At 66.0% G+C, this 25,780-nt stretch carries 28 protein-coding genes and 1 pseudogene; 10 read left to right on the plus strand and 19 right to left on the minus strand.

Features of this window, described 5'->3' with window-relative positions; all coding sequences use genetic code 11:
- Nucleotides 1-86: 86 nt before the first annotated feature.
- From ACTIEZ_RS09830 to ACTIEZ_RS09845, 4 genes are read right to left on the minus strand one after another with little or no spacing between them, the layout of a single operon-like run.
- The gene (locus tag ACTIEZ_RS09830) at nucleotides 87-482 is read right to left on the minus strand and encodes a hypothetical protein (RefSeq protein WP_439546498.1); all 396 of its coding nucleotides are present in this window, start codon (nucleotides 480-482) and stop codon (nucleotides 87-89) included.
- Nucleotides 479-1,336, minus strand: coding sequence for a TraB/GumN family protein (locus tag ACTIEZ_RS09835; RefSeq protein WP_439546499.1), 858 nt, complete (start codon nucleotides 1,334-1,336; stop codon nucleotides 479-481). The genes ACTIEZ_RS09830 and ACTIEZ_RS09835 overlap by 4 nt, the downstream gene beginning before the upstream one ends.
- Nucleotides 1,337-1,373: 37 nt before the next feature.
- Nucleotides 1,374-2,903, minus strand: a complete 1,530-nt coding sequence (locus tag ACTIEZ_RS09840; protein ID WP_439546500.1) for an AMP-binding protein — start codon at nucleotides 2,901-2,903, stop codon at nucleotides 1,374-1,376.
- Nucleotides 2,904-2,920: 17 nt separating this feature from the next.
- Entirely contained in the window at nucleotides 2,921-3,574 is a 654-nt protein-coding gene (locus ACTIEZ_RS09845; RefSeq protein ID WP_439546501.1) for a Pr6Pr family membrane protein, read from the minus strand.
- Between the two features lie 110 nt (nucleotides 3,575-3,684).
- Here ACTIEZ_RS09845 and ACTIEZ_RS09850 point away from each other — a divergent pair, with 110 nt between their 5' ends.
- Complete coding sequence (locus ACTIEZ_RS09850) at nucleotides 3,685-4,014, plus strand: DUF6481 family protein (protein WP_439546502.1); 330 nt, start codon at nucleotides 3,685-3,687, stop codon at nucleotides 4,012-4,014.
- A gap of 3 nt (nucleotides 4,015-4,017) precedes the next feature.
- On the opposite strand, the gene ACTIEZ_RS09855 is transcribed toward ACTIEZ_RS09850, so the two are convergent.
- The 4 genes from ACTIEZ_RS09855 to petA form a co-directional block, all read right to left on the minus strand.
- The gene (locus tag ACTIEZ_RS09855; protein WP_439546503.1) at nucleotides 4,018-4,551 is read right to left on the minus strand and encodes an adenine phosphoribosyltransferase; all 534 of its coding nucleotides are present in this window, start codon (nucleotides 4,549-4,551) and stop codon (nucleotides 4,018-4,020) included.
- A 76-nt stretch (nucleotides 4,552-4,627) separates the two neighbouring features.
- Nucleotides 4,628-5,446: a cytochrome c1 gene (locus ACTIEZ_RS09860; protein WP_439546504.1), complete on the minus strand. Its 819-nt coding sequence runs from the start codon at nucleotides 5,444-5,446 to the stop codon at nucleotides 4,628-4,630.
- Nucleotides 5,447-5,459: 13 nt separating this feature from the next.
- On the minus strand, nucleotides 5,460-6,758 hold the full coding sequence (locus ACTIEZ_RS09865) for a cytochrome b (protein ID WP_439546505.1): 1,299 nt from the start codon (nucleotides 6,756-6,758) through the stop codon (nucleotides 5,460-5,462).
- Nucleotides 6,759-6,769: 11 nt separating this feature from the next.
- Complete coding sequence (gene petA / locus ACTIEZ_RS09870) at nucleotides 6,770-7,336, minus strand: ubiquinol-cytochrome c reductase iron-sulfur subunit (protein WP_439546506.1); 567 nt, start codon at nucleotides 7,334-7,336, stop codon at nucleotides 6,770-6,772.
- Nucleotides 7,337-7,551: 215 nt separating this feature from the next.
- On the opposite strand from petA, the gene hemF reads away from it, so the two are divergent.
- Nucleotides 7,552-8,421, plus strand: a complete 870-nt coding sequence (hemF, locus tag ACTIEZ_RS09875; RefSeq protein ID WP_439546507.1) for an oxygen-dependent coproporphyrinogen oxidase — start codon at nucleotides 7,552-7,554, stop codon at nucleotides 8,419-8,421.
- Nucleotides 8,422-8,424: 3 nt separating this feature from the next.
- Entirely contained in the window at nucleotides 8,425-9,009 is a 585-nt protein-coding gene (locus tag ACTIEZ_RS09880; RefSeq protein ID WP_439546508.1) for a GNAT family N-acetyltransferase, read from the plus strand.
- Here ACTIEZ_RS09880 and ACTIEZ_RS09885 read toward each other — a convergent pair.
- The 4 genes from ACTIEZ_RS09885 to ACTIEZ_RS09900 all read right to left on the minus strand — a co-directional run bounded on the left by ACTIEZ_RS09885 (nucleotide 9,006) and on the right by ACTIEZ_RS09900 (nucleotide 10,720).
- Nucleotides 9,006-9,674 carry a hypothetical protein gene (locus ACTIEZ_RS09885; protein ID WP_439546509.1) on the minus strand — a complete coding sequence of 223 codons (669 nt, stop codon included), beginning with the start codon at nucleotides 9,672-9,674 and terminating at the stop codon, nucleotides 9,006-9,008. The two genes, ACTIEZ_RS09880 and ACTIEZ_RS09885, sit on opposite strands and share 4 nt — an antisense overlap.
- 70 nt (nucleotides 9,675-9,744) lie before the next feature.
- Nucleotides 9,745-10,077 carry a Grx4 family monothiol glutaredoxin gene (grxD, locus tag ACTIEZ_RS09890; RefSeq protein ID WP_439546510.1) on the minus strand — a complete coding sequence of 111 codons (333 nt, stop codon included), beginning with the start codon at nucleotides 10,075-10,077 and terminating at the stop codon, nucleotides 9,745-9,747.
- Nucleotides 10,078-10,106: 29 nt separating this feature from the next.
- Entirely contained in the window at nucleotides 10,107-10,337 is a 231-nt protein-coding gene (locus tag ACTIEZ_RS09895; RefSeq protein ID WP_439546511.1) for a BolA/IbaG family iron-sulfur metabolism protein, read from the minus strand.
- On the minus strand, nucleotides 10,337-10,720 hold the full coding sequence (locus ACTIEZ_RS09900; RefSeq protein WP_439546512.1) for a DUF1476 domain-containing protein: 384 nt from the start codon (nucleotides 10,718-10,720) through the stop codon (nucleotides 10,337-10,339). Before ACTIEZ_RS09900 ends, ACTIEZ_RS09895 begins: the two co-directional genes overlap by 1 nt.
- Before the next feature lie 158 nt (nucleotides 10,721-10,878).
- On the opposite strand from ACTIEZ_RS09900, the pseudogene purC reads away from it, so the two are divergent.
- A pseudogene (gene purC, locus ACTIEZ_RS09905) lies at nucleotides 10,879-11,652 on the plus strand (phosphoribosylaminoimidazolesuccinocarboxamide synthase); the annotation flags it as partial.
- An 88-nt stretch (nucleotides 11,653-11,740) separates the two neighbouring features.
- On the opposite strand, the gene ACTIEZ_RS09910 reads toward purC, so the two are convergent.
- Nucleotides 11,741-12,976, minus strand: a complete 1,236-nt coding sequence (locus ACTIEZ_RS09910) for an MFS transporter (protein ID WP_439546513.1) — start codon at nucleotides 12,974-12,976, stop codon at nucleotides 11,741-11,743.
- A gap of 84 nt (nucleotides 12,977-13,060) precedes the next feature.
- On the opposite strand from ACTIEZ_RS09910, the gene coaBC reads away from it, so the two are divergent.
- The 4 genes from coaBC to ACTIEZ_RS09930 are packed head-to-tail and all read left to right on the plus strand — an operon-like array spanning nucleotide 13,061 to nucleotide 17,441.
- Nucleotides 13,061-14,254, plus strand: coding sequence for a bifunctional phosphopantothenoylcysteine decarboxylase/phosphopantothenate--cysteine ligase CoaBC (gene coaBC / locus ACTIEZ_RS09915; RefSeq protein ID WP_439546514.1), 1,194 nt, complete (start codon nucleotides 13,061-13,063; stop codon nucleotides 14,252-14,254).
- Nucleotides 14,251-14,700: a dUTP diphosphatase gene (dut, locus tag ACTIEZ_RS09920; protein ID WP_439546515.1), complete on the plus strand. Its 450-nt coding sequence runs from the start codon at nucleotides 14,251-14,253 to the stop codon at nucleotides 14,698-14,700. The genes coaBC and dut overlap by 4 nt, the downstream gene beginning before the upstream one ends.
- The gene (locus ACTIEZ_RS09925; protein WP_439546516.1) at nucleotides 14,697-15,449 is read left to right on the plus strand and encodes a HesA/MoeB/ThiF family protein; all 753 of its coding nucleotides are present in this window, start codon (nucleotides 14,697-14,699) and stop codon (nucleotides 15,447-15,449) included. Before dut ends, ACTIEZ_RS09925 begins: the two co-directional genes overlap by 4 nt.
- Before the next feature lie 30 nt (nucleotides 15,450-15,479).
- Nucleotides 15,480-17,441, plus strand: coding sequence for a transglycosylase domain-containing protein (locus ACTIEZ_RS09930; RefSeq protein WP_439546517.1), 1,962 nt, complete (start codon nucleotides 15,480-15,482; stop codon nucleotides 17,439-17,441).
- Nucleotides 17,442-17,449: 8 nt separating this feature from the next.
- Here ACTIEZ_RS09930 and ACTIEZ_RS09935 read toward each other — a convergent pair whose 3' ends face one another.
- The 3 genes from ACTIEZ_RS09935 to ACTIEZ_RS09945 are packed head-to-tail and all read right to left on the minus strand — an operon-like array spanning nucleotide 17,450 to nucleotide 20,467.
- Entirely contained in the window at nucleotides 17,450-18,067 is a 618-nt protein-coding gene (locus ACTIEZ_RS09935; protein WP_439546518.1) for a LysE family translocator, read from the minus strand.
- A gap of 25 nt (nucleotides 18,068-18,092) precedes the next feature.
- Entirely contained in the window at nucleotides 18,093-18,860 is a 768-nt protein-coding gene (gene xth / locus ACTIEZ_RS09940) for an exodeoxyribonuclease III (protein ID WP_439546519.1), read from the minus strand.
- Nucleotides 18,861-18,877: 17 nt separating this feature from the next.
- Nucleotides 18,878-20,467, minus strand: a complete 1,590-nt coding sequence (locus tag ACTIEZ_RS09945; protein WP_439546520.1) for a cisplatin damage response ATP-dependent DNA ligase — start codon at nucleotides 20,465-20,467, stop codon at nucleotides 18,878-18,880.
- A gap of 52 nt (nucleotides 20,468-20,519) precedes the next feature.
- Between ACTIEZ_RS09945 and ACTIEZ_RS09950 the strand changes: the two genes are divergently transcribed.
- Nucleotides 20,520-21,200 carry a MerR family transcriptional regulator gene (locus tag ACTIEZ_RS09950; protein WP_439546521.1) on the plus strand — a complete coding sequence of 227 codons (681 nt, stop codon included), beginning with the start codon at nucleotides 20,520-20,522 and terminating at the stop codon, nucleotides 21,198-21,200.
- A 10-nt stretch (nucleotides 21,201-21,210) separates the two neighbouring features.
- Entirely contained in the window at nucleotides 21,211-22,317 is a 1,107-nt protein-coding gene (locus ACTIEZ_RS09955) for an asparaginase (RefSeq protein ID WP_439546522.1), read from the plus strand.
- 78 nt (nucleotides 22,318-22,395) lie between these two features.
- On the opposite strand, the gene ACTIEZ_RS09960 is transcribed toward ACTIEZ_RS09955, so the two are convergent.
- The 3 genes from ACTIEZ_RS09960 to ACTIEZ_RS09970 form a co-directional block, all read right to left on the minus strand.
- Nucleotides 22,396-23,532 (minus strand): hypothetical protein, encoded by a 1,137-nt coding sequence (locus ACTIEZ_RS09960; protein WP_439546523.1) that lies wholly within the window; start codon nucleotides 23,530-23,532, stop codon nucleotides 22,396-22,398.
- On the minus strand, nucleotides 23,529-24,890 hold the full coding sequence (locus tag ACTIEZ_RS09965; RefSeq protein WP_439546524.1) for a glycosyl transferase family protein: 1,362 nt from the start codon (nucleotides 24,888-24,890) through the stop codon (nucleotides 23,529-23,531). Before ACTIEZ_RS09965 ends, ACTIEZ_RS09960 begins: the two co-directional genes overlap by 4 nt.
- 149 nt (nucleotides 24,891-25,039) lie before the next feature.
- Entirely contained in the window at nucleotides 25,040-25,750 is a 711-nt protein-coding gene (locus tag ACTIEZ_RS09970; protein WP_439546525.1) for an acyl-homoserine-lactone synthase, read from the minus strand.
- Nucleotides 25,751-25,780 lie beyond the last annotated feature (30 nt).

Genomic DNA, 25,780 nt, shown 5'->3' on the forward strand with positions numbered 1-25,780 from the left:
CACCGTTGAATCATTTCATCAATCTCAAACGACCTGATCGCCATGCGGCCGGATCATAACGGCAGTGGCTCATGTAGGACAGACGCTCAGTAGGCGGCGTTGTCCGTGTAGCTGTCGATCTTCGGCTGGCCGCCTTCGTTCACCAGCACGAACAATTCCGACACCGGGCCGCGTTCATAGCGGGCACGCCAGGTGATGCTGGCGCGGCCATCATTGCTGTCGAAGCCGGCCAGATAGCCATGCACATAACGGCCGTGGCGGGCGCTCAGCGCCAGAAAGGCGCGCGCCGTGCCGATGCCGGGGCGCAGATTGCGCGTCGATTTGCTGAGCATGCCATCGATGGCGGCGATGTCATCGGCGTTGAGTGCGCTGTGGAACCGGTCGATCACCGCCACGCTGTCGGCCTCGCTCGGGCCACTGCTGCACGCCGCCAGCACGAGTGCCAGCATCAGGGCCAGCCCTGCGGACAGCCACGACCTCATTCCACCCGCCTTACCGTAAGGCCGCGTGCCTGCAGCAAGGCGATCAGGCTGTTCGGCCCGGCCATGTGCGCGGCGCCCACCGCCACGAACAGCGCGCCCGGCTGCGCGGCGCGCTGCGCCACCCAATCGGCCCAGGCGATGTTGCGGCGGGTGAGCAGCACCGCCTCCATTTCCGGCGACAGGCTGGCATCATCGAATTCGATGCGGATGCGTTCGACATCGCCGGTTTCCCACGCCTTCAACAGCGCGCGCACCTCGTCCTGCGCGGCGCCGGCATCGATGATCGCCGAACCCAGCAACAGGCGCTGCTCGGCTTCGGGCAAGGCATCGAACAGGCCGAGCTGAAATTCGGCGGTTTCCAGGCCAACCACCGGCTTGCCGGCGGTGCTGGCCATGGCGATCAGCGCACGATCGACACCGTCCGCCGGATCGAGCCCGCTGCGCACCATGTCGGCGCCCAGGATAGTGATGGCGGCGAGCCAGGTCTTGAAACGATCAAGACTGGTGGCCGGCAGGCCCAGCCGCTGCATGTGGGACGCCAACCGCGGTTTGAGATCAGGCGGCAGGCGGCTGGCGAGCGGGATCGGATCAGGCAACATGCCGATCCGCTGCACCACGGCGGCCATCGCCGCCTGATCGCCGCCGGTTGCCACCTCCACCACCAGCGTGTCCGCGGTGGTGAAGGCAGCGCGGGCAGAATCGCTCAGCCATGTCTTGCCGGGGGGCAGCGCGTGCACCGTGCCATACAGCGTGATCCGCGCCGGGCCACCCTCCACCTGCCACATCGCCGGCGCCGCGACGGCAGGCGCCGCAAGCAGCAGCGCCAGCAACAGGCGAAACAAGCGGGTCAGCATCTTGTGTGGCGTAGCATGGCGGCGCCCATCCACAAATTCAGGCCCGCCAATATTCGTCCTTCAACAGCCGCTTGTAGAGCTTGCCGGTGTCGTGGCGGGGCAATTCGGCGCGGAAATCGATGCGTTTCGGGCATTTCACATGGCTCAGCCGCCCGCGCACGAATTCGATCAGTTCGGCCTCCAGGTCCGGGCCTGCGTTGGCCATGTCGCGCGGCTGCACCACGGCGTGCACGGCTTCGCCCATCACGTCGTCGGGGATGCCGAACACCGCCACGTCTGCCACTTCCGGGTGCAGGGTCAGCGCGTTTTCGGCTTCCTGGGGATAGACGTTCACACCGCCCGAAATGATCATGAAGGCGGCGCGATCAGTGAGGAACAGATAGCCGTCTTCATCGACATGGCCGATGTCGCCGAAGGTGGCGCCATGCTCGCTCATCACGCTGGCGGTCTTGGCGGGATCATTGTGGTAGCTGAACGATCCGCCGCCGTGGAAGAAGATGCGCCCGGTCTGGTTGGGGCCCAGCCGATTGCCGTCATCATCGAGCACGCGGATTTCGCCGAGGATCGATTTGCCGACACTGCCCGGCCGTGCCAGCCATTCCTGAGGGCTGATCGCGGTGAAGCCAGCGCCTTCGGTGGCGCTGTAATATTCATAGATCACCGGCCCCCACCAGTTCAGCATCGCGTGCTTCACATCAACCGGGCACGGCGCGGCGGCATGGATGGCGACCTTCATCGACGACAGATCATGGCGGCTGCGCACATCGTCGGGCAGTTTCAGCATGCGCACGAACATCGTCGGCACCAACTGGCTGTGGGTGATCTGGAACCGTTCAACCAGCGCCAGATAGGTTTCCGGATCGAATTTCTCCATCACCACCACGGTGCCGCCGAACTTGTGCACCGCCATGCAGTAACGCAGCGGTGCCGCGTGATAGAGCGGCGCCGGCGACAGATACATCATGCCCTGCCCGAACTGGTACAGCCCCGCCACCAGCCCGGACAGACCATCCACCTGATCGATCGGGCCTTCCGGCAGGGCGCCGCGCACGCCCTTGGGCCGGCCGGTGGTGCCGCTGCTGTAGAGCATGTCGCGCCCGGTGCTTTCGTCGGCGATGCGGCTGGTCGGCAGGCCGGCGAGTGTCTCGACCAGCGGCACGCAACCCGAAACCCCTGCGCTTGGGCCAGCGCCAGTGCACAGGCGGGCGCCCGGTGCCAAGCCGGGCGTCGCCGCCACGGCCACTGCGGCCAGGGCCGGCGAGCAGAAGATCGCCTTTGCGGCGGAGTCCTGGGCGATATAGCCGGCTTCATCGGCATTCAGCTTGGTGGACATGGCCACATAGATCAGGCCGCAGCGCTGCGCCGCCCAGCAGATCGCCAGATAATCCAGTTCATTGTGCATCAGGATGGCGATGGTGTCGCCGCGCACCAGCCCCAGCCCACGCAGCAGATGTGCGATGCGGTTCGATTCGGCCTCGAGCTGGCCATAGCTCAACATCTGGCCGCTGCCGGCCATGATGATCGCCGGCGTGTCCGGCTGTGTGGCGGCGTGGTGGAACGGATGCATGCTAATCTCCCCAGATTTCAGGCCGGCTGGCGCCGGTCCCATAATATCGCAGCGGCCATGATCGCCACAAACAAGGCCGCCAGGCCGACGATGTTGATCGCCACCTGGTTCCAGCCCAATGTGCCGGCATCGATGAAGAAATAAGCATAGCGCCCGGTCTGCCCGCCGATCCACAGCGAATATCCGCAATAGGCCAGCGGCACCGGCAGCACCACACCAAGGTGGCGCCAGCCGAGCTGCCCGGCCGGGCGCAGCCATAGCCACCACGCAGCCCAGGCCAGCGGTGCGATGACGTGAAACACGAAATCCACCGCCTGACGCAGCAAGGTGGGCGGATGATTCAGCCCGGCGAGCAGCGTATTGTAGATGATGCCGACCACGACGATCCACGCCGCGCTCGCCGTCAGCAGCGCCGGGTGCGACAGGCCATTGGCGCGCCCGCCCAGACCGGCGTGGGCCGCGATCAGCGCCACCGCGCTGTTCGACCAGATGGTGAAAAAGCCATAGAGCGCGGCGGCGGCCGTGGCCGGATCAAGGCCGCGTTCGAACACATCCAGCCCGAACTGGGTGAGCAAAGCGAAGCCGGTCAACATCGCGATGGTGGCGGCTGCAATGCGGGCGCGCGGCTGCAGGACAAGATGTCGTGCCGATACCGCCCTCGCTGTGCTCATGCCCTATTGCTATCGCAAGCCCGCGCCAACGCAAAGCCTGTCGGCATTGGGGGGATGCGCCTGTCCGTTGGCGGTTGCAGCCGCAAGGGCGAGCCGTTAAAGACGCAGCCATGTTCAAACTCCCCGATCACAACGACCGCGCCAAGACGGCGGCCGAAGCACGCCTGGCCAAGCTGGAAAAATTCAAGCAGGCTGCACCGCCCAGTGAAGAAGCCCTGGCCGCCAGCAAGGCCCGCGCCGAAAAGCGCGCCCAGAAAGAAGCCGAAGCCAAGGCAGCCCGCGCCGAGCGCGCCCGCCAGCAGGCCGAAGAGAAGAAGATGCGCGAAGCGCAGCGCGAGAAGGCCATGGAGCAGGCGCGCCTCGAGTCGATCTCGCGTGAGGCTGCGCAGAAGGCGGCGCGCGATGCCCGCTATGCCGCGCGCAAGCAGCGGGTAAAATAAGCCTCAATCGCCGTCGAAGTGCAGCAGCGTGTGCACGGTGATACCGGCACTGCGCAGGCGCTGTGCGCCATGCAGATCGGGCAGGTCGATCACGAACGCGGCTTCGTCCACCACCGCACCGGCGCCGCGCAGCAGTTCGACGCCGGCCAGCGCCGTGCCGCCCGTGGCGATCAGATCATCGACCAATAGCACGCGCTGGCCCAGCTGCACGGCGTCGGCGTGCATCTCGATGCGGTCGGTGCCATATTCCAGCGCATAGTTGACGCCGGTGACGCGGCCGGGAAGCTTGTTCTGCTTGCGCAGCAGCACGAAGCCGACGCTGAGCCGCTGCGCCAGAGCGGCACCAAAGATGAACCCACGCGCTTCGATGCCGGCCACCAGATCGGGCGGCGTGACGACTGCGGCCGCCATCCGATCCGTGCAGGCCGCAAAGCCCGGCCCATCGAGCAGCAAGGTAGTGATGTCGCGGAACATGATGCCGGCATGGGGATAATCCGGGATTGTCCGCACCAGTGCCGCCAGATCGTCGTTGGCCATCTTGCCCTCCGCTCCACAACAAAGCGGCGGCCATCCTTTCGGAGGGCCGCCGCCTGTTCAACTGATATTGTTGCAATCAGGCCTTTTTCACGTCGGCCCACACCTTGCGGTAGGTGAGATACCCGAGCCCGGTCATCACGATCAGGAACAGGATCACCGCCACGCCGGTTTCCTTGCGATTTTCCAGCTTGGGCTCGGCGGCCCAGGTCAGGAACACCGTCACATCCTTGGCGTATTGATCGATGGTAGCGGGCGCACCATCAGCATATTCAACCTGGCCGTCACCCGCGAGCGGCGGCGGCATGGCGATGTTGATGCTGTGGAAATAGGGGTTGTAGTACAGCGTGTCGGGCTTGACCCAACCAGCCGGCACATCATCGGAATAGCCCGTAAGCAGCGAATAAATATAGTTGGTGCCGTCCGGACGCGCCTTGGTGATGAGCGAAAGATCCGGTGGGTAGGCACCGTTCTGTGCTGCACGCGCCGCCGCTTCGTTGGCATAGACCAGCGGGAACTTGTCCGCGCCGGTCGCCTTGCGGGTCGTCGGTTCGCCATTGCCGTCAATCGCCGCCACTTCATATTCCGCAGCGATTGCCTTCACCTGGGCTTCGTTGAAGCCAAGATCAGCAAGGTCGCGGAACGCGATGCGGTTGATCGAATGGCAGGCCGAGCAGACTTCCTTGTAAACTTGGAAACCGCGCTGCAACTGCGCGCGATCGAAGGTACCGAACACGCCCAGATTGCCAGGGCCGTTGTGGACCCATTCAATGTCCTTCGGATATTTGTGCAAGGCCTTGGCCATGTCTTCGCTCACCGCCTCGCGGGGGGTGATGGCCCCCCACAAGACGTTGATGACAAACAGCAGGCCGACGGCAAGAGCGCCCCAGCGGATCATTTATGCAAACTCCTTATTCGGCCGGCTGGGCCAGCGGTGCGGCGCTGCTGCCGCCCTTGCTGTACTTGGCCAAAACGGCTTCCGAGATCGATCCTGGCAACGGCTTGGTCTTCTCCATCTTGGAGACGATCGGCAGGATGATCAGGAAGTGGGCGAAATAATAAGCGGTCAGTACCTGGCTCAGGCGCACCCAGGGCTCTTCGGCCGGGGCACCGCCGCAGACGCCAAGCGCCAGCGACACCGCCACGAACACCCAGAACAGGATCCGCGACAACGGGCGATAGTTGTTCGAGCGCACCGGCGACGTATCCAGCCAGGGCAGCAGGAACAGCAGCAGGATCGATGCGAACATCGCCACCACGCCCCACAGCTTCGCCGGCACGCCAAGGAAATCGGCGGTGAAGGCACGCAGGATGGCGTAGAAAGGCCAGAAATACCATTCCGGAACGATGTGGGCCGGCGTGGAGAGCGGGTTGGCCGGGATATAATTGTCCGGCTCACCCAGCGAGTTCGGCATGAAGAACACGAACGCCGCGAACAGGATCAGATACACGCCCAGACCAACGAAATCCTTCGCAGTGTAATAGGGGTGGAAGGGGATCGTGTCGCTTTCGCTCTTCACGTCGATGCCGGTCGGGTTGTTCGAGCCCGGAATGTGCAGCGCCCACACGTGCAGGATGATCACCCCGAACGTCACGAACGGCAGCAGATAATGCAACGAGAAGAAGCGGTTGAGCGTCGCATTGTCCGGCGAGAAACCGCCGAGCAGCCACGTCTGGATCATGCCACCCACCAGCGGGATGGCCGAGAACAGGCCGGTGATGACCTGCGCACCCCAGAAGCTCATCTGGCCCCAGACCAGCACATAGCCCATGAACGCGGTCGCCATCATCAGCAGGAAGATGACGAGGCCGAGCATCCACAGCACTTCGCGTGGCGGCTTGTAGGATCCGTAATAGAGCCCGCGGAAGATGTGGATATACACCACCGCGAAGAAGAAGCTGGCGCCGACCGCGTGCATGTAGCGGATCATCCAGCCGCCGTTCACATCACGCATGATGTGCTCGACGCTGTCGAAGGCGACCTTGGTGTCGGCGGCGAAGTGCATCGCGAGCACCACACCGGTGATGATCTGGATGACCAGCGCCACACCGGCCAGCACGCCGAAGTTGTAGAAGGCGTTCAGGTTCTTGGGCGTGGGATAGCCCGGCCCGAGTGCGTTGAAGATGAAGCGCGGCAGGGGAAGCCGCTCGTCAACCCATTTGCCGACCTCACTGGTCGGTTGATAGGATTTTGCCCAGGGAAAGCTCATCTTTCTCCTCCTCAGCCGATCGTCACCGAAGTGGGTGACTTGAATTGATAGGGTGGCACCTCAAGGTTCAGCGGCGCCGGGCCTTTGCGGATACGCGCCGCGCTGTCATAGTGCGAACCATGGCAGGGGCAGAAATAGCCGCCGAAATCACCCTTCACTTCACCTTCAGCCGCACCCAGCGGCACGCAACCGAGGTGAGTGCACACGCCCAGGGTGATCAACCATTGCTCGTTACCGGGCTTGGTGCGGTCTTCCAGCTTTTGCGGATCGCGCAGGGTCGACACATCGACCTTCTTGGCGTCGGCGATTTCTTCGGGCGTCAGGTGCCGGGCAAACACCGGCTTGCCGCGCCAGCTGGCCTTGATGGCCTGGCCGGGCTGCACGGCCGACAGATCGAGATCTATCGAGGCCAGCGCCAGCACGTCGGCCGACGGGTTCATCTGATTGACCAGTGACCAGATCACCGGCAGCGTGCCCGCGCCGGCGAAGGCCGCCGTGGCGATATAGAGGAAATCCCGGCGACGCTCGCCGCCCGTTCCAAGGTCTTCAGCAGATGCCTGCCGCACTTCGCTAGCCATTTCGTCCCTTCCGAAAATGGATACATGGCGGACAGTTACGCTGCCCGCCCGCAACACATTGGCGATAGACAAGCCCCAAGCGCAACGCAACGGGCAAAAAGCCCCCGCCCCCCGGACATATTGGCGCGCCCATTACCGCCCGGTAAGATACGGGCCATTACGGACGGGCGTGGTTTGGGCTTTTCCGGTGCGCTGCGGCTGGCTAGAAGGCGGCCATGATCCAGCTTGATGACCAGCAACGTGCCGCACAGGCATGGTTCCGCCAACTCCGCAACGACATCTGGGCGATGCTCGAACAGCTTGAGGATGAAAGCCAGGCCCCGGGCGAGCCGGGCCGCTTCGAAAAGCGCGAGTGGGACCGCACCGATCATGCCGGCGGCGACGGCGCCAAAGGAGATGGGGGCGGCGGCGAGATGGGCGTGATGAAGGGGCGGGTGTTCGAAAAGGCCGGCGTCAACATCTCGACCGTCTATGGCGAGTTCAACCCGGATTTCGCCAAGCAGATCAACGGCGCTGCCGAAGACCCGCGCTTTTTCGCGACCGGCATCAGCCTGGTGATCCACCCGGTCAACCCGCTGGTGCCCGCCGTGCACATGAACACGCGGATGCTGGTGACGACCAAGCGCTGGTTCGGCGGCGGCGTCGATCTGAACCCGGCGCTGCCCGACGCCGAGGAGACGGCCGCCTTTCATGCGGCCGTGAAGGAAACTTGCGACCGGCATCATCCCGATCATTATCCGGCCCATTCAAAATGGGCGGAGGAGTATTTCTGGGTGCCCCATCGCAATCGCCATCGCGGTGTCGGCGGGATTTTCTATGATCACCTGAACAGCGGCGATTGGGCAGCGGATTTCGCCTACACGCAAGATGTCGGCCGCTGTTTTCTGGAAACCTATCCCAAACTGGTGCGCGCCAAGATGCATCAGGACTATACCCAGGAACAGCGCGACGCCCAGTTGCGCTATCGCGGCCTCTATGCCGAATTCAATCTGGTCTATGACCGGGGCACGACCTTCGGCCTGAAGACTGGCGGCAACACCGATGCGATCCTGATGAGCCTGCCGCCGCACGCACGCTGGGATTGAGCCATGGCCATCCAGGTGGTGCCCAGGGGCCAACTGGCCACCATCGTGACCTGCCTTGACACGCATGCGCGGCAGGCGCCTGCCTTGCCCGCCCGGTCCGTGCTCAAGCTGGTTCGCTGGCCGGCACCGATTGACAAGCCGGCCTATCTGGCGCTGTTTCGACGTATCGGTGCGCCATGGCTTTGGCGCGGGCGGCTGGCGCAGTCACCAGCCGATCTTGCAGCGGTTCTGGATGCGGCCACCACCGAGGTTCATGTTGCCACGCGCCGCGACGGCACGCCCATCGGCTTGATGGAACTCGATTATTCGGAACCCGCCACCTGCGAGATCGTCTATTTCGGGTTGGAACCGGGCATGACTGGTCGCGGCCACGGCCGCTGGCTGATGGATCATGCGCTGCGGGCGGCCTGGCGCGAGGGCATAACCCGTGTCTGGCTGCACACGTGCGATCTGGATCACCCGGCCGCATTGGGCTTCTATCAACGTTGCGGCTTCAAGCCGTATGAGCGCTGGCTGGAAACCTATCCCGATCCGCGCGCCGAAGGCCTCTATCCGCCCGACACCGCGCCGGGCGTTCCCCAACTTTAATTGCGCGCCAGCAAGCGGTAGGCGACGGCGCCGGCCACGGCGGTGCCGATGGCGATGAAACAACTGCCGGTGCCGACCAGCACGGCGCGGGCAAAATGTGCCACCGCCTCCAGCCCGATCAGTCGCGCCACGACATCGAGCGCTGCGCCGGCGCCTTCGGCCAGGATCGAAATGCCGACGATGCTGAACAGGCCGAGCACCAGAAACAGGCACAGCGGCAGCCCCTGCCCCTCGCTCACTTCCCAACTGCGTTTCAGGATCGCCACCGGAGAGCCGCGCTCGGCCATCGCCACCGCGCCAGATGGAAAGATCAGCCGGGCAAACAGGTAAAGCCCCGGCACGAACAGTGCCAGAAAGCCGAGGCCGACCGGCATCGAAGCCAGCAACTGGGCGGCAACATAAATCGGGAACATCGCCGCCGCTGCTGACAGCGCCTGGCGCGGCACCTCAGCCGGGCGCAGCACCATCTGGGTGATGGCCAGTTGCGCCATCGCCGACAGCAGGCTGGGCACCAGCAGCCGCCACAGCATCTGCGGCACCGTCATGTCGGTGAAGGATTTGGGTGGCGGCGGGCCGAACAGCTCCACCCCCACGCCCACCAGCAGCGTGAACGGCGCTGCCACGAAGAACATCCGTGACAGATCGGCCGTCATCACCGAGGTCATGCCATCCCAGATGGCGGAAACGGCTAACCGGGATGGAGGATTTGGCACCGAAATGGCCGACCGCAGCCGGTCAGGCCTGCGTCGCGATGCCGGCTTCGGCCACCAGTGCCTGCAGTTCGCCGGCCTGGAACATCTCGATCATGATGTCGCTGCCGCCGACGAATTCGCCCTTCACATAAAGCTGCGGGATGGTGGGCCAATCGCTGTAGTCCTTGATGCCGGCGCGGATTTCCGGATCGGCCAGCACATCGACGGCTTCGAAGCCGACGCCGAGCCGTTCCAGGATCTGGATGGCGGTGGAGGAAAAGCCGCACTGCGGGAAGAATGGCGTACCCTTCATGAACAGCACGACATCGTTGCTGGTCACAAGGGTGGTGATGCGATCGTGGACTGGGTTGCTCATGGGAGGCTGGTCCTTGTTGTTGGCCGGTATCAGGCCGGAATCGTGGTGAGTTTCAGGGCGTGCAATGCTGCCCCCATGCGCCCACCCAAAGCATTATACACCAACCGTTGTTGCGCAACCCTCGACAGGCCGGCGAACTGCGGCGCAGTGACCACGGCGGCATAATGATCGCCATCGCCGGCCAGATCAGTGATGGCCACCACGGCACCGGGCAGCGCGGCCAGGATCGCCGATTCGATTTCGTGTGCGGCCATCGCCATCAGAAGTCGCCGCTGATCTGGGTTTCGGCCTGCGCCAGCTTTTCGGCCAGCATCGCCTTGATATCGGCTTCGCCAACGCCCAGCGGCGCCAGATCACCGAGCAGCTTGGCGATGATGTCGCTGTCGCCGGGCACTTCCAGATCGGAGAGCAGCACCGATTTGGCATATTCCTCGGCAATTTCGCCATCCTTGCCGAGCTTTTCGGCGGCCCACAGCCCGATCAGCTTGCCGCGGCGCGCCAGGATGCGGAACCGCATATTCTCATCATGGGCGAACTTGGCTTCAAAGGCTTTTTCGCGATCGTCGAAACTGGTCATGCGCTTGCGCTCCTGCACCTTAACCCGCTTCAGATAGGGGAGGCCGCCCACAGGTTCAACGGCCATCGGCGGACGTTGTGCATGAAAGGCTTTGCGGCTATGGCCACTCCTCCGCGCGTGGCGGGCGTGTTAGCCTGCATCCGCAGGCCTGCCGGGGCCACAACATATATTTTCGTGGCGCTCCGCCCTGCCCACAGGCGACCGGCGCTGCCGAGGAGGACCGCATGACCCGCCGCCGCCAGATTTACGAAGGCAAGGCCAAGATATTGTATGAAGGCCCGGAGCCCGGCACCCTCATCCAATATTTCAAGGATGACGCCACCGCCTTCAATGCCCAGAAAAAGGGCACGATCAGCGGCAAGGGCGTGTTGAACAACCGGATTTCCGAGCATGTGTTCACGCTGCTCGGCCTGATCGGCATCCCCACCCACTTCATCCGCCGCCTGAACATGCGTGAGCAACTGGTGCGTCAGGTCGAGATCATCCCCATCGAAGTCGTGGTGCGCAATGTGGCGGCGGGCAGCATCGCCAAGCGGTTCGGCATCGAGGAAGGCACGATGCTGCCGCGCACGATCATCGAATATTATTACAAGGATGATTCGCTGAACGACCCGCTGGTGACCGACGAACATATCGCGGCGTTCGGCTGGGCCAGCCAGGACGAGATGCACGACATCGCCGACATGGCGATCCGGGTGAATGATTTCCTGGCGGGCATGTTTGCCGGGGTCGGCATCAGGCTGGTGGATTTCAAGCTGGAATTTGGCCGCCTGTATGATGGCGATTTCGCCCGCGTGATCCTGGCCGACGAGATCAGCCCGGATGGCTGCCGCCTGTGGGACATGAAGACTGGCGACAAGCTGGACAAGGACCGGTTCCGCCGCGATCTCGGCGGCGAGGTCGAGGCCTATCAAGAAGTCGCGCGCCGGCTCGGCCTGCTGACCGAAGACGAATCGGCGGTTCTCGATCTGGATGAGCACAGGAAGGCGCGCGGCCAGACCGTGGGGCCGACGCAGGGCAAGGGCGCGCCGACCATGGTGCCGACCGAAGCGGCGCCGGTGGCCATGGTTCCCGACGTTACGCCGCCTACCTCCTGAGTTTCCAGGCCACCGGCGCGATCCGCGGCACCGCCAGCGCAAACACGAGCGCGCCCAGCGCGGCGACCGCGGCGGTCATCAGGAACGCCGGGCGATACCCGGCGGCATCGACGATGATGCCGGTCATCACCGGGCCGATCACGCCCGACAAATTGCCCAGGCTGGTCTGCAGGCCCACCCAGCGCCCGGCAGATGCCGGCCCGGCCATCGTCTGGCCAATGACAAACAGCAGATTGGGCACCGGGCCATAGCCCAGGCCAGTGCAGGCGATCAGCGTGATCAGCAGCGGCCAGCCTTCCACATCCGGCAGCAGCATCAGCCCGGCCACGGCAGTGCCGACCGAAAAGAACAGCATGTTCCGCCGCCATTTCGACCCGTTGCCGCCGCGCCGGATTGCCCGGTCGATCGCCCAGGCGCCCAGCGTGCCGCCCAATATCTGCGCAATATAAAAGACCGAGGTCAGCAGGCTCATGTCGATGATCGAATAGCCGCGCGCCTTCACCAGCCACAACGGCAGCCAGCCGACGATGAAATAGAGCGCAAACGTACCCGTCAGGTGCAGAAACGTGATCGCCCAGAATGACGGCTGGCGCACCACTTCGCCCAATGGCGCGGCGTTTTGCGGGGTGAGGTCCTGGCGGCCTTCGCCTTCCTCGATGCCGCGCCGCGCCAGCCACCACGGTACCAGCCACAGCAGAGTGATCATGCCGAACGCGATGAACATTTCCCGCCAGCCCCACAGCGCCATCATATAGCCGCCGGCCAGCGTGCCAATGAGCGGCCCCACCGCCAGCCCGCCGGATAATGAGATATTGGCCAGCCCGCGCGCGCCCTCAGGCACCCGCGCAATCAGTTTCGACCCGCAGGGAAAGGCGACGCCTTCGCCCAGACCCATCAACAGCCGCAGCAACAGCAGGCCGGTGACGCCGCCGGCCAAGCCGGTACCGACAAAACCCATGCCGATGGTGGCAATCGCCCAGGTGGCGACGCCAAGTGCCATCAGCAACCGCACGCTCATCCGGTCGGCCAGCCAGCCGGCCAGCGCCAGCGCGGGCACATAGGTCCAGTAGAAACTGGAGACGATCAGCCCATAGCGTTCGTTGCTGAGGCCGAATTCATCCTTGATCAGCGGCGCCGCCACGCTGACCGCGCCGCGATCGATATAGTTCAGCGCGATGGCCGCCCCGATCAGGATGATCGCCCAACGCAGCGGTGCGGATATCATGCATGTCTCCCCGGCCACGACTTGGGCTGCGCGGGATTGGCCCGTCAAGCACCAAACGGCTCGCGTGAAGCGCGGCGCTGCGCTATGGCCACAGCCGTGCACGGCAAGACCATCCTGTTGATCATCGGCGGCGGCATCGCCGCGTTCAAGGCGCTGGAGCTGGTGCGCGAATTGCGCCGCGCCGGTGCGCATGTGTTGCCGGTGCTGACCGAAAATGGCGCGCGTTTCGTGACACCGCTGTCGCTTGGCGCGCTGGCCGGGGAGAAGGTTCGGTCCAGCCTGTGGGATCTGGAAGATGAAGCGGCGATGGGCCATATCCAACTGAGCCGCGCCGCCGATCTGATCGTCGTGTGCCCGGCCACCGCCGATCTGCTTGCGCGGGCAGCGACCGGCCAGGCCAATGATCTGGCGAGCACGATTTTGCTGGCCACCGACACGCCGGTGCTGATGGTGCCAGCGATGAATGTGCGCATGTGGCTGCACCCCGCCACGCAGCGCAATCTCGCGACGCTGCGCGGTGATGGCGTGACGGTGATGACACCCGATGAGGGCGAGATGGCTTGCGGCGAGTTCGGGCCGGGGCGATTGCCGGAAGTGCCGGCGATCATGGCGGCGATTGCCGCGCAATTCGGGGACAAACCGCTGGCCGGCCGCCACGCGCTGGTCACCGCCGGGCCGACGCACGAACCGATCGATCCGGTGCGCTTCATCGGCAACCATTCGTCGGGCAAGCAGGGCTTTGCCATTGCTGCTGCGCTGGCAGGGCTTGGCGCGAAGGTCACGCTGGTCGCTGGCCCGGTGCATCTGCCGACGCCAGTCGGCGTGTCCCGCATCGACGTGATCACCGCGCGGGACATGGCGGCCGCCTGCGAAGCCGCCCTGCCCGCTGATATCGCCGTGATGGTCGCCGCCGTCGCCGATTGGCATGTGGCCACCGCTGGCCAGAAGCTGAAAAAGGGCGGCGGCGCGCCGCCGGCGCTGACGATGGTGGAAAATCCCGACATATTGGCTGGCATCGGTCATCACGCGCAACGCCCGGCGCTGGTGGTGGGCTTTGCCGCCGAAACCGAAGATCTGCTGGCCAACGCGGCGGCCAAGCGGGCGCGCAAGGGCGCGGACTGGATCGTGGCCAATGATGTGTCGCAAGGCGTGTTCGGCGCGGATGCCACGCATGTGCATTTCGTCAGCGCCGCCGGGCCTGAGGATTGGGGCGCGTCCCCGAAACAAGCGGTGGCCGAGCGGCTGGCCAAGCGCATCGCCGACCATTTCTCGCCATGATCCACATCCCCATCACCATCCTGCCGCACGGTCACGGCCTGCCGCTGCCCGCCTATGCCACGCCCGGTGCCGCCGGCCTGGACGCGGTGGCCGCCGTCACCGACACCCACATGTTGCAGCCCGGCGCGCGCTTCGCGGTGCCGCTCGGCATCTGCATGGCCATCCCCGAAGGCTTTGAGGTGCAGGTCCGCCCGCGCTCCGGCCTGGCGTTGAAGCATGGCATCAGCATGCCCAACAGCCCCGGCACCATCGACAGCGATTATCGCGGCGAGGTGAAGGCGCTGCTGATCAATCTGGGGCAAGAAGCCTTTGCCATCGAACGCGGCATGCGCATCTGCCAGTTGGTGCCCGCCGCCGTCACCCGTGCCGCGCTGGCGGTGGTCGATGTGCTTGACGAAACCCAACGCGGCAGTGGCGGCTTCGGCTCCACGGGCGTGCACACGTGAACTTCTCAGACGACGAACTCGAACGCTATGCGCGCCACCTCGTGCTGCCGGAATTCGGTGGCCGCGGACAGGCGGCGCTGGCCCGCGCGCGGGTCGCCGTTGTCGGGGCTGGTGGGTTGGGGTCCCCATGCCTGCTCTATCTCGCCGCCGCGGGTGTCGGCCGGCTGACGATCATCGATGATGATGACGTCGCGCTGTCCAACCTGCAGCGCCAGGTGCTGTTCACCACGGCCGACGCGGGTGCGATGAAGGCGGAAACCGCCGCCACCCACCTGCATGCGCTCAACCCGCATATCGCGACCGTCGCGGTGCCGCTGCGCCTCGATGCCGACAATGTCGATGCGCTGCTTGCCGGCCATGATCTGATCATCGACGGTTGTGACAGTTTCGAAACGCGTCTGCTGGTGGCCGATACGGCGCTGGCGATGCGCGTGCCCTTGCTGTCTGGCGCTGTCGGGCCGTTCGATGGCCAGGTCGCGCTGTTCAAGGGCCACGAACCCACCCTGCCCTGCTACCGCTGCTTCGTCGGCAGCCCGCAAGACCAGCCGGACCGCAACTGCGCTGTCACCGGCGTGCTCGGCGCGCTCACCGGCGTGATCGGCAGCCTGATGGCTTTGGAGGCCGTCCGCGAACTGTCCGGATTCGCTCCGTCAACCGCCGGGTCCTTGCTGCTGTTCGATGTGCGCGCCGGGCGGTTCCGCAGCATCGCCTTGCCGAAAGACCCCGCCTGTCCTGCCTGCGCCCAATAGCTGCCGTATTTGACGGATAACACACCAGCCGTGCCCCGACGTTCATCCCGTTCGAAATCCACCATCCTGGGTTCCATCGTCAAATGGGGTCTGGTGCTGGTGCTGGCCGGCGTCATCGCGCTCAGCGTCGCTGTCGCGCTGGCCTATAATGATCTGCCCAGCTTCACCGAAATGAAGCGCAGCCCGAACGGCCAATCGGTGGAGATCAAGGCCGACGACGGCAGCGTGCTGGCCAGCCTTGGCCCCAGCTATGGCGAATGGCTGAGCTATCCCGAAATCCCCGCCACCATGACCAACGCGATGATCACCGTGGAGGATCGGCGTTACTGGTATCACCCCGGTGTCGATCCGATCGGCATCGTGCGTTCGTTCGTCATCAACACCAGCCGCGGCAACAAGGCCCAGGGCGCCTCCACGATCACCCAGCAGTTGGCGCGCAACCTGTTCCTCACTTCGTCCAAACAATATAGCCGCAAGCTGCGCGAGGCGGTGCTGGCGCTGGCCATCGAGCGCAAATATTCCAAGCAGGATATTCTCGAGCTCTATCTCAACCGGGTCTATTTCGGCGGCGGTGCCTATGGCATCGATGCCGCATCGCGCAAATTCTATGGCCACAGCGCGCGGCGGCTGCGCCTGGAGGAAGCCGCGATCATCGCCGGGCTGGTCAAGGCGCCGTCGCGATTCTCCCCGTCTGCCGATGCCGAGGCCGCCCGCCGCCGCGCAGCCACGGTGATCGCGGTGATGGTCGATGCGGGGCGCATCACGCCCGAGGAAGCCCGCGCTGCCGATCCCGCGCTGGTGCGTTTTGCACCGCAGGCCCGCGTCGCCGGCGTGCGCTATTTCACCGACTGGGTGCTCGCCGAGCTGGAAAATCTGACCGACGAAGCCGAAGAGCCGCTGCAGGTCGAAACCACGTTGAACGCGCAAGGCCAGGCCTGGGCCGAAGCCGCGATCCGCGCCGAAGCCCCGAAAGGCTCGCAGGGCGCGCTGGTGGCGCTGGCCCGTGATGGCGCGGTCAAGGCCATGGTCGGCGGCACCGATTATGTGCGGTCCAACTATAATCGGGCAATGACGGCGCGGCGCCAGCCCGGATCGGCCTTCAAGATGTTCGTCTATGCCGCAGGTCTTGAATCCGGGATCACTGCCGAGGATATTTATGACGACCGGCCGATCACCATCGGCAAGTGGAGCCCGAAGAACAATGACGGCCGCTTCGCCGGGCCAGTCACGGTGCGCCAGGCCTTTGCGCTGTCGATCAACACCGTGGCGGTGCAGGTCGCCGAGCAGGTCGGCTTTGACACGGTGGCGGAAATGGCGCGGCGCTTCGGCATTTCCACGCCGATCGACCGGCAGCCGGCAATGGCATTGGGCGCATCGGTGGCGACCCTGTTCGAAATGACCAACGCCTATGCCACCGTCGGCAACAGCGGCCAGGAAAATGCGCCTTATGCCATCACCCGCATCGTCACCGGCAGCGGCCGCGTGCTGTTCAGCCGCGCTGCGGGCGACACCCGCCAGGTGGTGGCGCCGGTGATTGCTGCGCAGTTGACGCAATTGATGCAGGCCGCTGTCGAACAAGGTACGGCGCGTGCCGCGCAGATCGGCCGGCCGCTGGCGGGGAAAACCGGTACGACCAGCAGCAACAAGGATGGCTGGTTCATCGGATTCTCGTCGGGCCTGACCACCGGCGTGTGGATGGGCCGCGATGACAACAAGGCGGTGCCCGGCCTGGCCGGCGGCCGTGCGCCGGCCCGCGCCTTTGCGCAATATATGGCGCGCGCGGTGGGCGGCACCCCGCCGGAGCCGCTGGTCACCGAATATGCCAGCGAGGAAATGCTGCTGGAGCCGGACGCCGAATCCTATGGCATCACGCCCGACGAGCAGCAGTATATCGACAGCGAGCCGCCACCCGAAGAGGCGCCGCGGCTGGATCAGAACTGGCTCGACGAAACCTTGCGCGAGCCGGTGCCGCCGCGGTCGCAGGGCCGCTGAGGCAAGGCTCAACCGGCGCTTTGCACATCCGTCACCAGGAACGATATCGCGACGCCCAGCATCAGCACCGCAAATCCGCGCCGCGCCAGCCGGGCACGCGCCGGGTCCTGCAGCCAATCATGCGCCTTCGCCCCGGCCAACACGATGGCCAGATGGACAATCGTGGCGATCCCGGCACTCACCAGCGTGAGCGCCACGGCGGCCCGCAGGTCCATTGATCCGCCTGACAGGAATCGCGGCGCCACCACCACGAAGAACAGATAGGCCTTCGGATTCAGCAGGTTGATCATGGTGCCGGCGGTGAACGACCGCCACACGCTGCCAGCGCGTCTTGCCGCCGCCGCCGGCTGTCCGGCTTCGCGCCAGGTCAGCACGGCCAGCACCGCCATCATGCCGGCGCCGGCCAGTTGCAGCGCGCTCCACACCCAGGGCGCCGCTGCCAGCAACGCCGCCAGGCCCAAAGCGGCCAGCAGGCCGTTGGCCAGCAATCCAAGCCCGACACCCCAGACGGCGGCCAAGCCGCTACGCCGCCCCTCCGTCGCGGCAAGCCCCGCCAGCCAGGCCATGTTGGGGCCCGGCGTCAGCTCGATGACCAACACGGCAAGGGCGAAGCCGATCAGATCCAATCGGATGCGCCCCTGCCCAAGGCATTCATCGGAGCTGCACCCAGGCCGGCGCGTGATCGCTGGCCTTTTCTTGCCCGCGCACATCCTTCATCACGCCGGCATCCACCAGCCGGTCGGCGGCCAGCGGGGACAGCAGCAAGTGATCGATGCGGAAGCCATGGTCCTGCGGCCAGGCGCCGGCCTGATAATCCCAGAAGCTCCAGATGCCGCCCTTGGGGTGGAGGCTCCGCACCGCGTCGGTCCAGCCCTGCCACAGCAGCGCGCGATAGGCGGCGCGCGACCCTGGCTGCATCAGCGCATCGTCGGCCATCCGCCGCGCATCCCAGATATCGTCATCGTTTGGTATCACATTATAATCGCCGGCCAGCACCACCGGCTGCGCGCGGCCGACCAGCCCGGCCGCATGCGCTTGCAGCCGTTGCATCCAGGCCAGCTTGTAATCGAATTTCGGCCCCGGCTGCGGATTGCCATTGGGCAGGTAGAGGCTGGCCACCCGCACGCCCATCACGTCGGCCTCCAGATAGCGCGATTGTTCGTCGCTGTCGTCGCCGGGCAGGCCGCGCTGGATTTCGGTGGCTGGTTCGCGGCTGAGGATGGCGACGCCGTTGAAGCCCTTCTGGCCATGCACCAGGCAGTGATAGCCGGCCTCCTTCAGCGCCTCGACCGGGAAATTCTCGGTCATCATCTTGATTTCCTGCAGGCAGGCGATGTCGGGTTTTGCGTCGGCCAGCCATTCCAGCAGGCGCGGCAGGCGGGCATTGGTGCCGTTGATGTTGAAGGTGGCGATGAGCATGGCCGCAGCCTAGGCGCTCAACTGGCCAGCTTCAACAGCGTGGCGATCCTGTCCGCTTCGGCCGCCGGCTTGTCGGTGCGGATACGTGAAATGCGTGGGAAACGCATCGCCAGGCCCGATTTGTGCCGCGTCGACGCATGGATCGAATCGAACGCCACTTCCAGCACCAGCGACTTTTCCACTTCCCGCACCGGGCCGAATTTCGCCACCGTGTGCCCGCGCACATATTTGTCGAGCATCGCCAGTTCGGCATCGGTGAACCCGCTATAGGCCTTCCCCACCGGCAGCAACTGGCCGTCACCGGTCCAGCAGCCGAACGTGTAATCGCTGTACAGGCTGGATCGTTTGCCGTGGCCGCGCTGCGCATACATCAACACGCAATCGGCGGTGAGCGCGCTGCGTTTCCATTTGTACCACAGCCCGCCGCGCCGCCCGGCCACATAGGGCGCATCGCGGCGTTTCAGCATCAAGCCCTCGATCGCGGCATCGCGCGCCGCATCGCGTAAATTTGCCAGCGCCTCCCAATCGGATGCCAGCACCAGCGGTGACAATTCGAACCGCGCCGGATCGAGGCTGGGCAGCAGCGCCTCCAGCCGGGCGCGCCGTTGGTGCCACGGCAGGCCGCGCACATCCTCGCCGCTGACGCTGAGCAGATCATAGACCCGGATGAACGCCGGCCGCTCGGCGATCAATTTGGCCGGCGGCGCCTTGCGGCCCAGGCGCTGTTGCAGGGCGTTGAAGCTGCCCGATCCTTCCACACCCCCCGCGCCGCCCTGCCCGTCGCCGCGCACCAGCAATTCGCCATCCAGCGCCGCCGGCAGCGCCAGCGCCCCGGCCACATCGGGAAAGGCGCCCGACACATCATCGCCGGTGCGGCTGAACAGGCGCGTGGCGCCGCCGGCATGCACGATCTGCACGCGGATGCCGTCCCATTTCCATTCCGCGACAAAATCCTGCAAATCCAGTTGCTCGCCATCGTCCAGCGGGTTTGCGAGCATGAACGGCCGGAACACCGGCACATCGCCCGCGGTCGGCTGCGGCGCCGCGCCCGTCCCCCAGGCAAACAGCGGCGCAAACGGCGGACTGAGCCCGTGCCACACCTCCTCCACGCCCTCCACATCCAACTCGAACCCTTGCGCAAAGCCGGTCTTCGCCAGCCGCGCCGATACGCCGACCCGCAAGGCGCCGGTCGCCAGCTTGATCAGCGCATAACGCCCCTGCACATCGAGCCGGTCGAGCAGGGCGGTCACCACGGCCGGGGCTTCCTTGCGCCCCAGACCGGCCAACTGCGCCACCACTTCATCCAGCGTCGGCGGCGGCGGCTTCTGTCCCGGCGGGTCGGGCCACAGCAGCGAAATCGTCTCGGCCATGTCGCCCACGAAATCATGGCTCAGCCCGAACAGCACCGGATCGACCCGGGCGATGATCAGCGCCTTCAACAGGCTGGGCTGCACCGCCTTCAGATCGAGCGTGCCGGTGAGCGCCGCCAGCCCCCAGCCGCGATCGGGATCAGGGGTAGCCAGCAGCCAATCGGCGATCAACCGCAGCTTGGCATTGCGCGACCGTGTGTAGAGCAGCGCATCGAGCAGGCGAGCAAAGGACTCCATGGCTTGGCGTTAGCATGGCCGCGCCAGATGCGCTAAGGCACGCAAAATGCGGATGCGTGATCTTGAAAAGGCCAGCGGAGTCGGCCGCGAAACCATCCGCTATTATATCCGCGAAGGCCTGCTGCCCGAGCCGGACAAGGCCAGCCGCAACAGTGCGCGCTATTCCGAAATCCATGTCGCCCGGCTGAAGGCGATCAAGCGCCTGCAGGAAGAGCGTTTCCTGCCGCTCGCCGTCATCCGCACCCTGCTGGAGGCCGACGATGGTGACCGCTGGCTGCTGCCCGAAGCCTTCCCGATGCTCGACGCGCTGCTTGCCCAGCGTCTGGACGATGCCGGCCCGGCGCGGGTGGCGCTGACCGAACTGGCCCTGCCGGATCACGGCCATGATCATCTTGCCGACCTGTCCATCGACATCGGCGAGGATGGCACCATCAGCGGCCGCGACGCCGCCATCCTGCGCACCGTGCAGCGGCTGGACGACATCGGCTTCAAATCTGAGCTCGGCTTCGACGGCGGCCAGATGCGGCTGTACAATGTGCTGATCGACTGGCTGACGGCGCAGGAACTGCGCCACTTCCTGGAACATACGGCCGGGCATGTCGGCGAGGCCAAGGCGCTGGAGATGGCCGAACAGGGCATAGCGCTGATCAACGAGCTGCTTGGCCAGTTGCGCACGCGGGCATTGTTGCGCAAGCTGGCGGAGCGTCGACGAATTGCAAACGACAATATTTAGGGGCAGGGTAATGCGGGGATATGTTCGGACGGCGGCTGCGCTGTGCCTTGTGTGGCCGGCGCTGCCAGCCCAGGCGCAGGCGGTTGCACCCGCCGCGCCAGCAACCAGCCAGGCAACCAGCCATGTGCGGGTGCTGGCCACCGGCGGCACCATCGCCGGCGTCGGCACCGCCAACGGGGCGTCCTATCGTTCCGGGCAGGTGTCCGTTGCCGATCTGATCGCGGCGCTGCCCGGCGTGGAGGCCATTGCCAGCGTGTCGGGCGAACAGGTGGCGAATACCGCCAGCGGCAATATCGACGAGCCGATCTGGCGCACCCTGCATGCGCGGGTGATGGCGGCGATGGCGGACCCTGGCGTGACCGGCGTGGTCATCACCCATGGCACCGACACGCTGGAGGAAACCGCGTTTCTGCTCGATCTGCTGTTGCCGCGCACCAAGCCGGTGGTGGTGGTTGGATCGATGCGGCCCAGCACCGCCGTATCGGCCGACGGGCCGCAGAATCTGATGGATGCCATCCGCGTGGCCGTCGCGCCAGCCGCTGTCGGCCGCGGCGTGCTGGTGGTGATGAACGACACGATCTTTGAACCGGTATCAGTCACCAAGGTGGATGTGCAGCGCGTGGAGGCCTTTGCCGCGCCCACCCGCGGCCCGGTTGGCGACGTGTTGCGGCCGACGGCCCGTTTCTATGCACCAGCGGGATCGGCACAGGCGAAGCCGTTGCTGACGCTTGGGACCGCGCCCTTTCCCAAGGTTGCCATCGTCTATGCCCACACCGGGCTGACCGGTGACGATGTTCGCCGCATTGCCGGCGACGCGGCCGGCGTCGTGATTGCCGGTGTTGGTGGCGGCGGTTTTCCGACCAGTGCGCGCGCGGCAGTGCGGGAATTGGCGGCGCGCGGCGTGGCCATCGTGCGCACGCCCCGCCAGGGCTTTGGCGATATCACACCATCTGCTGCCGCCACCGGTGAGGACAGCGATGCTGCCGTGGGCACCATCGGTGGCCGCGAACTGACCCCGGCCAAGGCCCGCATCCTGCTGATGCTGGCGTTGCAACAGCCGCGCACGCGCGCCGAACTGCAATCGCTGTTCGACGCGACAACCACGCTGGCAAACTGACCGGCCGCCCCCTGGCAACCCGGAGCGGTCTGCGAAAATGCCGGAACGGCCTGTTTCATCCGGTAAATATGCTTGCCGCTAAAACCCGGTCGAAATGGTCACCACAGGGCCGCTGCCGGGCGCTGCATTGCCGCCGACGCGTTGCCGCCAATCGGCCTGCAGCCGCACGCCCTGCCATTGCACCGAAACGGATGGCCCCAGATCGGCGCGCCACACATTCGGCGTGCCGGTTTGCAGGCTGGCCCAGCTTCCGGCGCTGAGGCTGGCGGGGCCGATGTTCAGCAAACGCGCAGCGGCTTGCGCGCCGGCATAAGCCTGGCCGTTGCCGAGCACGCCAGCCTCCCCATAACCACTGAACCGCCCGCGCGCGCCGCCGGCGGCAAGGCGCAAGGTCCAGTCGCTGCGGGTGCCAGTGCCCAGCGCGATCAGGCGTTCGGCGGCGATCGACACGCCTGGCGCCAGCGTCTGCCGGATGCCGAGCGCCACCTGGCCCGTTTCGGTGCGCAGCCCGGCTGGATCGGCGGCCATGTTCGCCCGCGCCACCAGCGCCAGCGGGCGACGCGCGTAGGGATCGATGACGAACGCGACGCTGCCGCCAATCTGGCCGCCGCCCAGCACCGGGCTGGCCACCGGATTGTCGGCCGCGGCCGCGCTGCCGCCGTCGCGGAGCAGCGAATAGGCGCCCAGTTGCCAGCGCCGGGCAATGTTGGCGCGATCGGCCTGCCATTGCTGATTATCTGGCTGCAGACGCAGCGCGGCATCGAACAGCGCGGCAGCCTCGCGGCGTTGGCCAGCGCGCAACCGGTCATAGGCTTGCTGTGCAAGGCGGACGGCGGGATCGGCCGCGGCCGGCGCCGGTGCAGCAGGCGGCGTTCGCGGCGATGTTGCCGCCAGTTCTGGCGCGATAATGAAGCCCGCTGTTGCCGGCAGCATGGCCGCTTGCGCTGGCCTGGATTTCGATTGGCGGTGTTGCGCCGCGCGCCGCAACGGACGCGCGGCCGGGCCAGGCGACAGCGATGACGACACATAGATCGGCATCGGCCCAGCGTCCGGAACTGGCGGTGTTGGCGCTTCGGCCCGCGCCAGCACTGCCGTTGCTTCACCCAGTTGCGCGGCGATCAACGGCACCCGCCAGCCCATCCACAAGGCGAACAATGCCGCCAGGCCCAGCATCGCCCGGATCGGCCGACCACGGGGCGCTGCCCTGCCGGTCACGCGGCCCCCGGGAAACGGTGCACGGTCTTGTCCCACGCCGGCGGCTGCCCGGCGCGCAGTGCGGCCGCATAGCGTCGCAGCGCCCTGAGCGCTGCGGCCGCGTTGATGAAATTGCCCACCGCCGCGCGCGGGCTGGCCAGCAGCGCCTCGGTAATCCCGTGCAGGCGCCAGGTAAACCACGCCCGCCACAGCAGCCGCCAGCACAGCAGCAGCCAGTTGATCCACAGCAAGGGCAGCAGCGGCCCGCTGGCGACCTTTGGCATCTGCGCCGCTGCCGGCCAGGCCATGCGCAGCGCGGTATCCAGCACCAGCAGCAGCAGCAGCACATAGGCCGCCAGCGTCACCAGCGCCATCAGCGGCGCCTTGCGATCGCGCAGCAGCATCCAGCGCTGCGCCAGGCCGCCCTGCCAGCCCAGCCGATCCCAACCCGCCAGCGCGATGCCGACCAGCCAGCGCGCCTTCTGCCGTACCGCCGCCTCGAAATCGGCCGGAAAATGCTCGGCGGTGGCGACTGGGGCGCCGCCAACCTGCTCCCACACCAGCACGCCGCGCCCGCCCAGTGCATGCAGCCGCTGGCCCAGTTCATAATCCTCGGTCAGGCTGTCGGCGTCGAATGGCAGGCCGCCACGCTGCGCCGCGATCCGGCCGAGCATGTGCCGGCAAAAGGCCGTGCCAACGCCGGCCGAAGGCAGTCCGGCGCCCAGCCATTGCCGCACCAGCAGATCCTTGGCGTGGCTTTCGGCGAATTCGTCGATATAATGCCCGGAAATCAAGGGGCTGCGTTCGTCGGGCAGCGGGATCACCGGCAATTGCACCATGGCATGGCCGGGCAGATGGCGGGCAAACACCGCCAATTCGCCGGCGTGCACCACATCCTCGGCATCGTGCAGCACAATGGCGGCAAAGGCCCGGCCGCGCGCGGCTTCGTCGGCCAGCAGCGCCTGCCACAGGCCGTTCAGGCAATCGGCCTTGGTGGTCGGGCCGGGCGCCGGGCCGATCACCACATGCAGGCGCGGATCAGCCACCGACATAACGGCAGCAATCCCGGCCGGATCATTGCGATACAGCCCGACGAACACGCGCACATCCGGCCAATCAAGGCCGGCCAGCAAGCGCCGCAGCATCGCGCCGATTACCGCCGATTCGTCCCACGCCGGGATGAAGATGGCAAAGGCCGGCGCTGGCCCCAGTTCTGGCGCCGGCGGCAGACGCCCGGCGCGCGCCGCCGCCGGCATCCGCAGCCACAACAGATCGATCGCCAGATCATCCAGGCCGTTGATCGCCACAAGCATCGCCACCAGCAGCAGCGCTTCGCCAAGCGCGACATGCCAGATCGGCAGCAGATCGGCCGCGGTCATAGGGGGGCAATCGGGGGGTGGGTGCCCCGGCGAGGCCAAGGTTCTGCAGACGGGGAGGGCCGTTTGCGGATCAGGGCGGCAAGCCGGAGCACCCTCGACATGAACATGGCCGGCGCAGGGTCAGAACGCCGGCACACGCCTTGTCGATCTCAATTGGTCTGTTCCGGCAGCACCGCATCCGGCAGCAGCCACGCGCCGCGCAGGCGCGCCAGCGTGCTGGCATCGACCAAGATCTGCAGCGCGGCGACCGCATCATTGCTCGTCCCATGCGGCATGCCCAATGGCTCGGCATCCCAACCGATGCTGAGCAGGCTGGGCAGCCAGGGCAGATGCGTGACCATGGTATAGCGGGCGATGCCGGCGCCGAGCGCATGTTCGAACAAGGCCACCGACAATTGCCGGCGCACCTGCAACGCCTCGGCACGGCTCAGCTCCGGCGCGGTGACCAGGCGGGTGATTTCCCACACGTCCGGCCCCACCGGCACGCCGTCGCTGCACAGATGCGCGAACACATCCCCCAGCAAATGCGGCCCGGTGCTGGGCAACAGCCGCACCGAACCCAGATGCCGGCCGGTTTCGGCCTGGTGCACGATCAGATACAGCGTGTCGTCGCCATCATATTGATCCAGTTCGTGCAATCCATCGGGCGATTGCAGATCCCAGCCCAGCCGATCGATCAGCACGCGCTTGCGATCCTGCCACATCGCCGACCGGATCGCGGCATGGTCGCTGCCCCGGCCCCGCGTGCGCAGCGCCAGCGCCGGGCCATGGCCGTCGCGCCAGATGCCGGCCACGGCCTGGATATCATGGCTGGAGCCATGGGTTGCAGTTCCAAAGCGGGGTGTTTCGTTCGTTGCCATGCCGATACCAACGCAACAGTTGACGACGGT

The organism is Sandarakinorhabdus sp. (genome assembly GCF_051860625.1).
In the GTDB taxonomy this organism is placed as follows: domain Bacteria; phylum Pseudomonadota; class Alphaproteobacteria; order Sphingomonadales; family Sphingomonadaceae; genus Sandarakinorhabdus.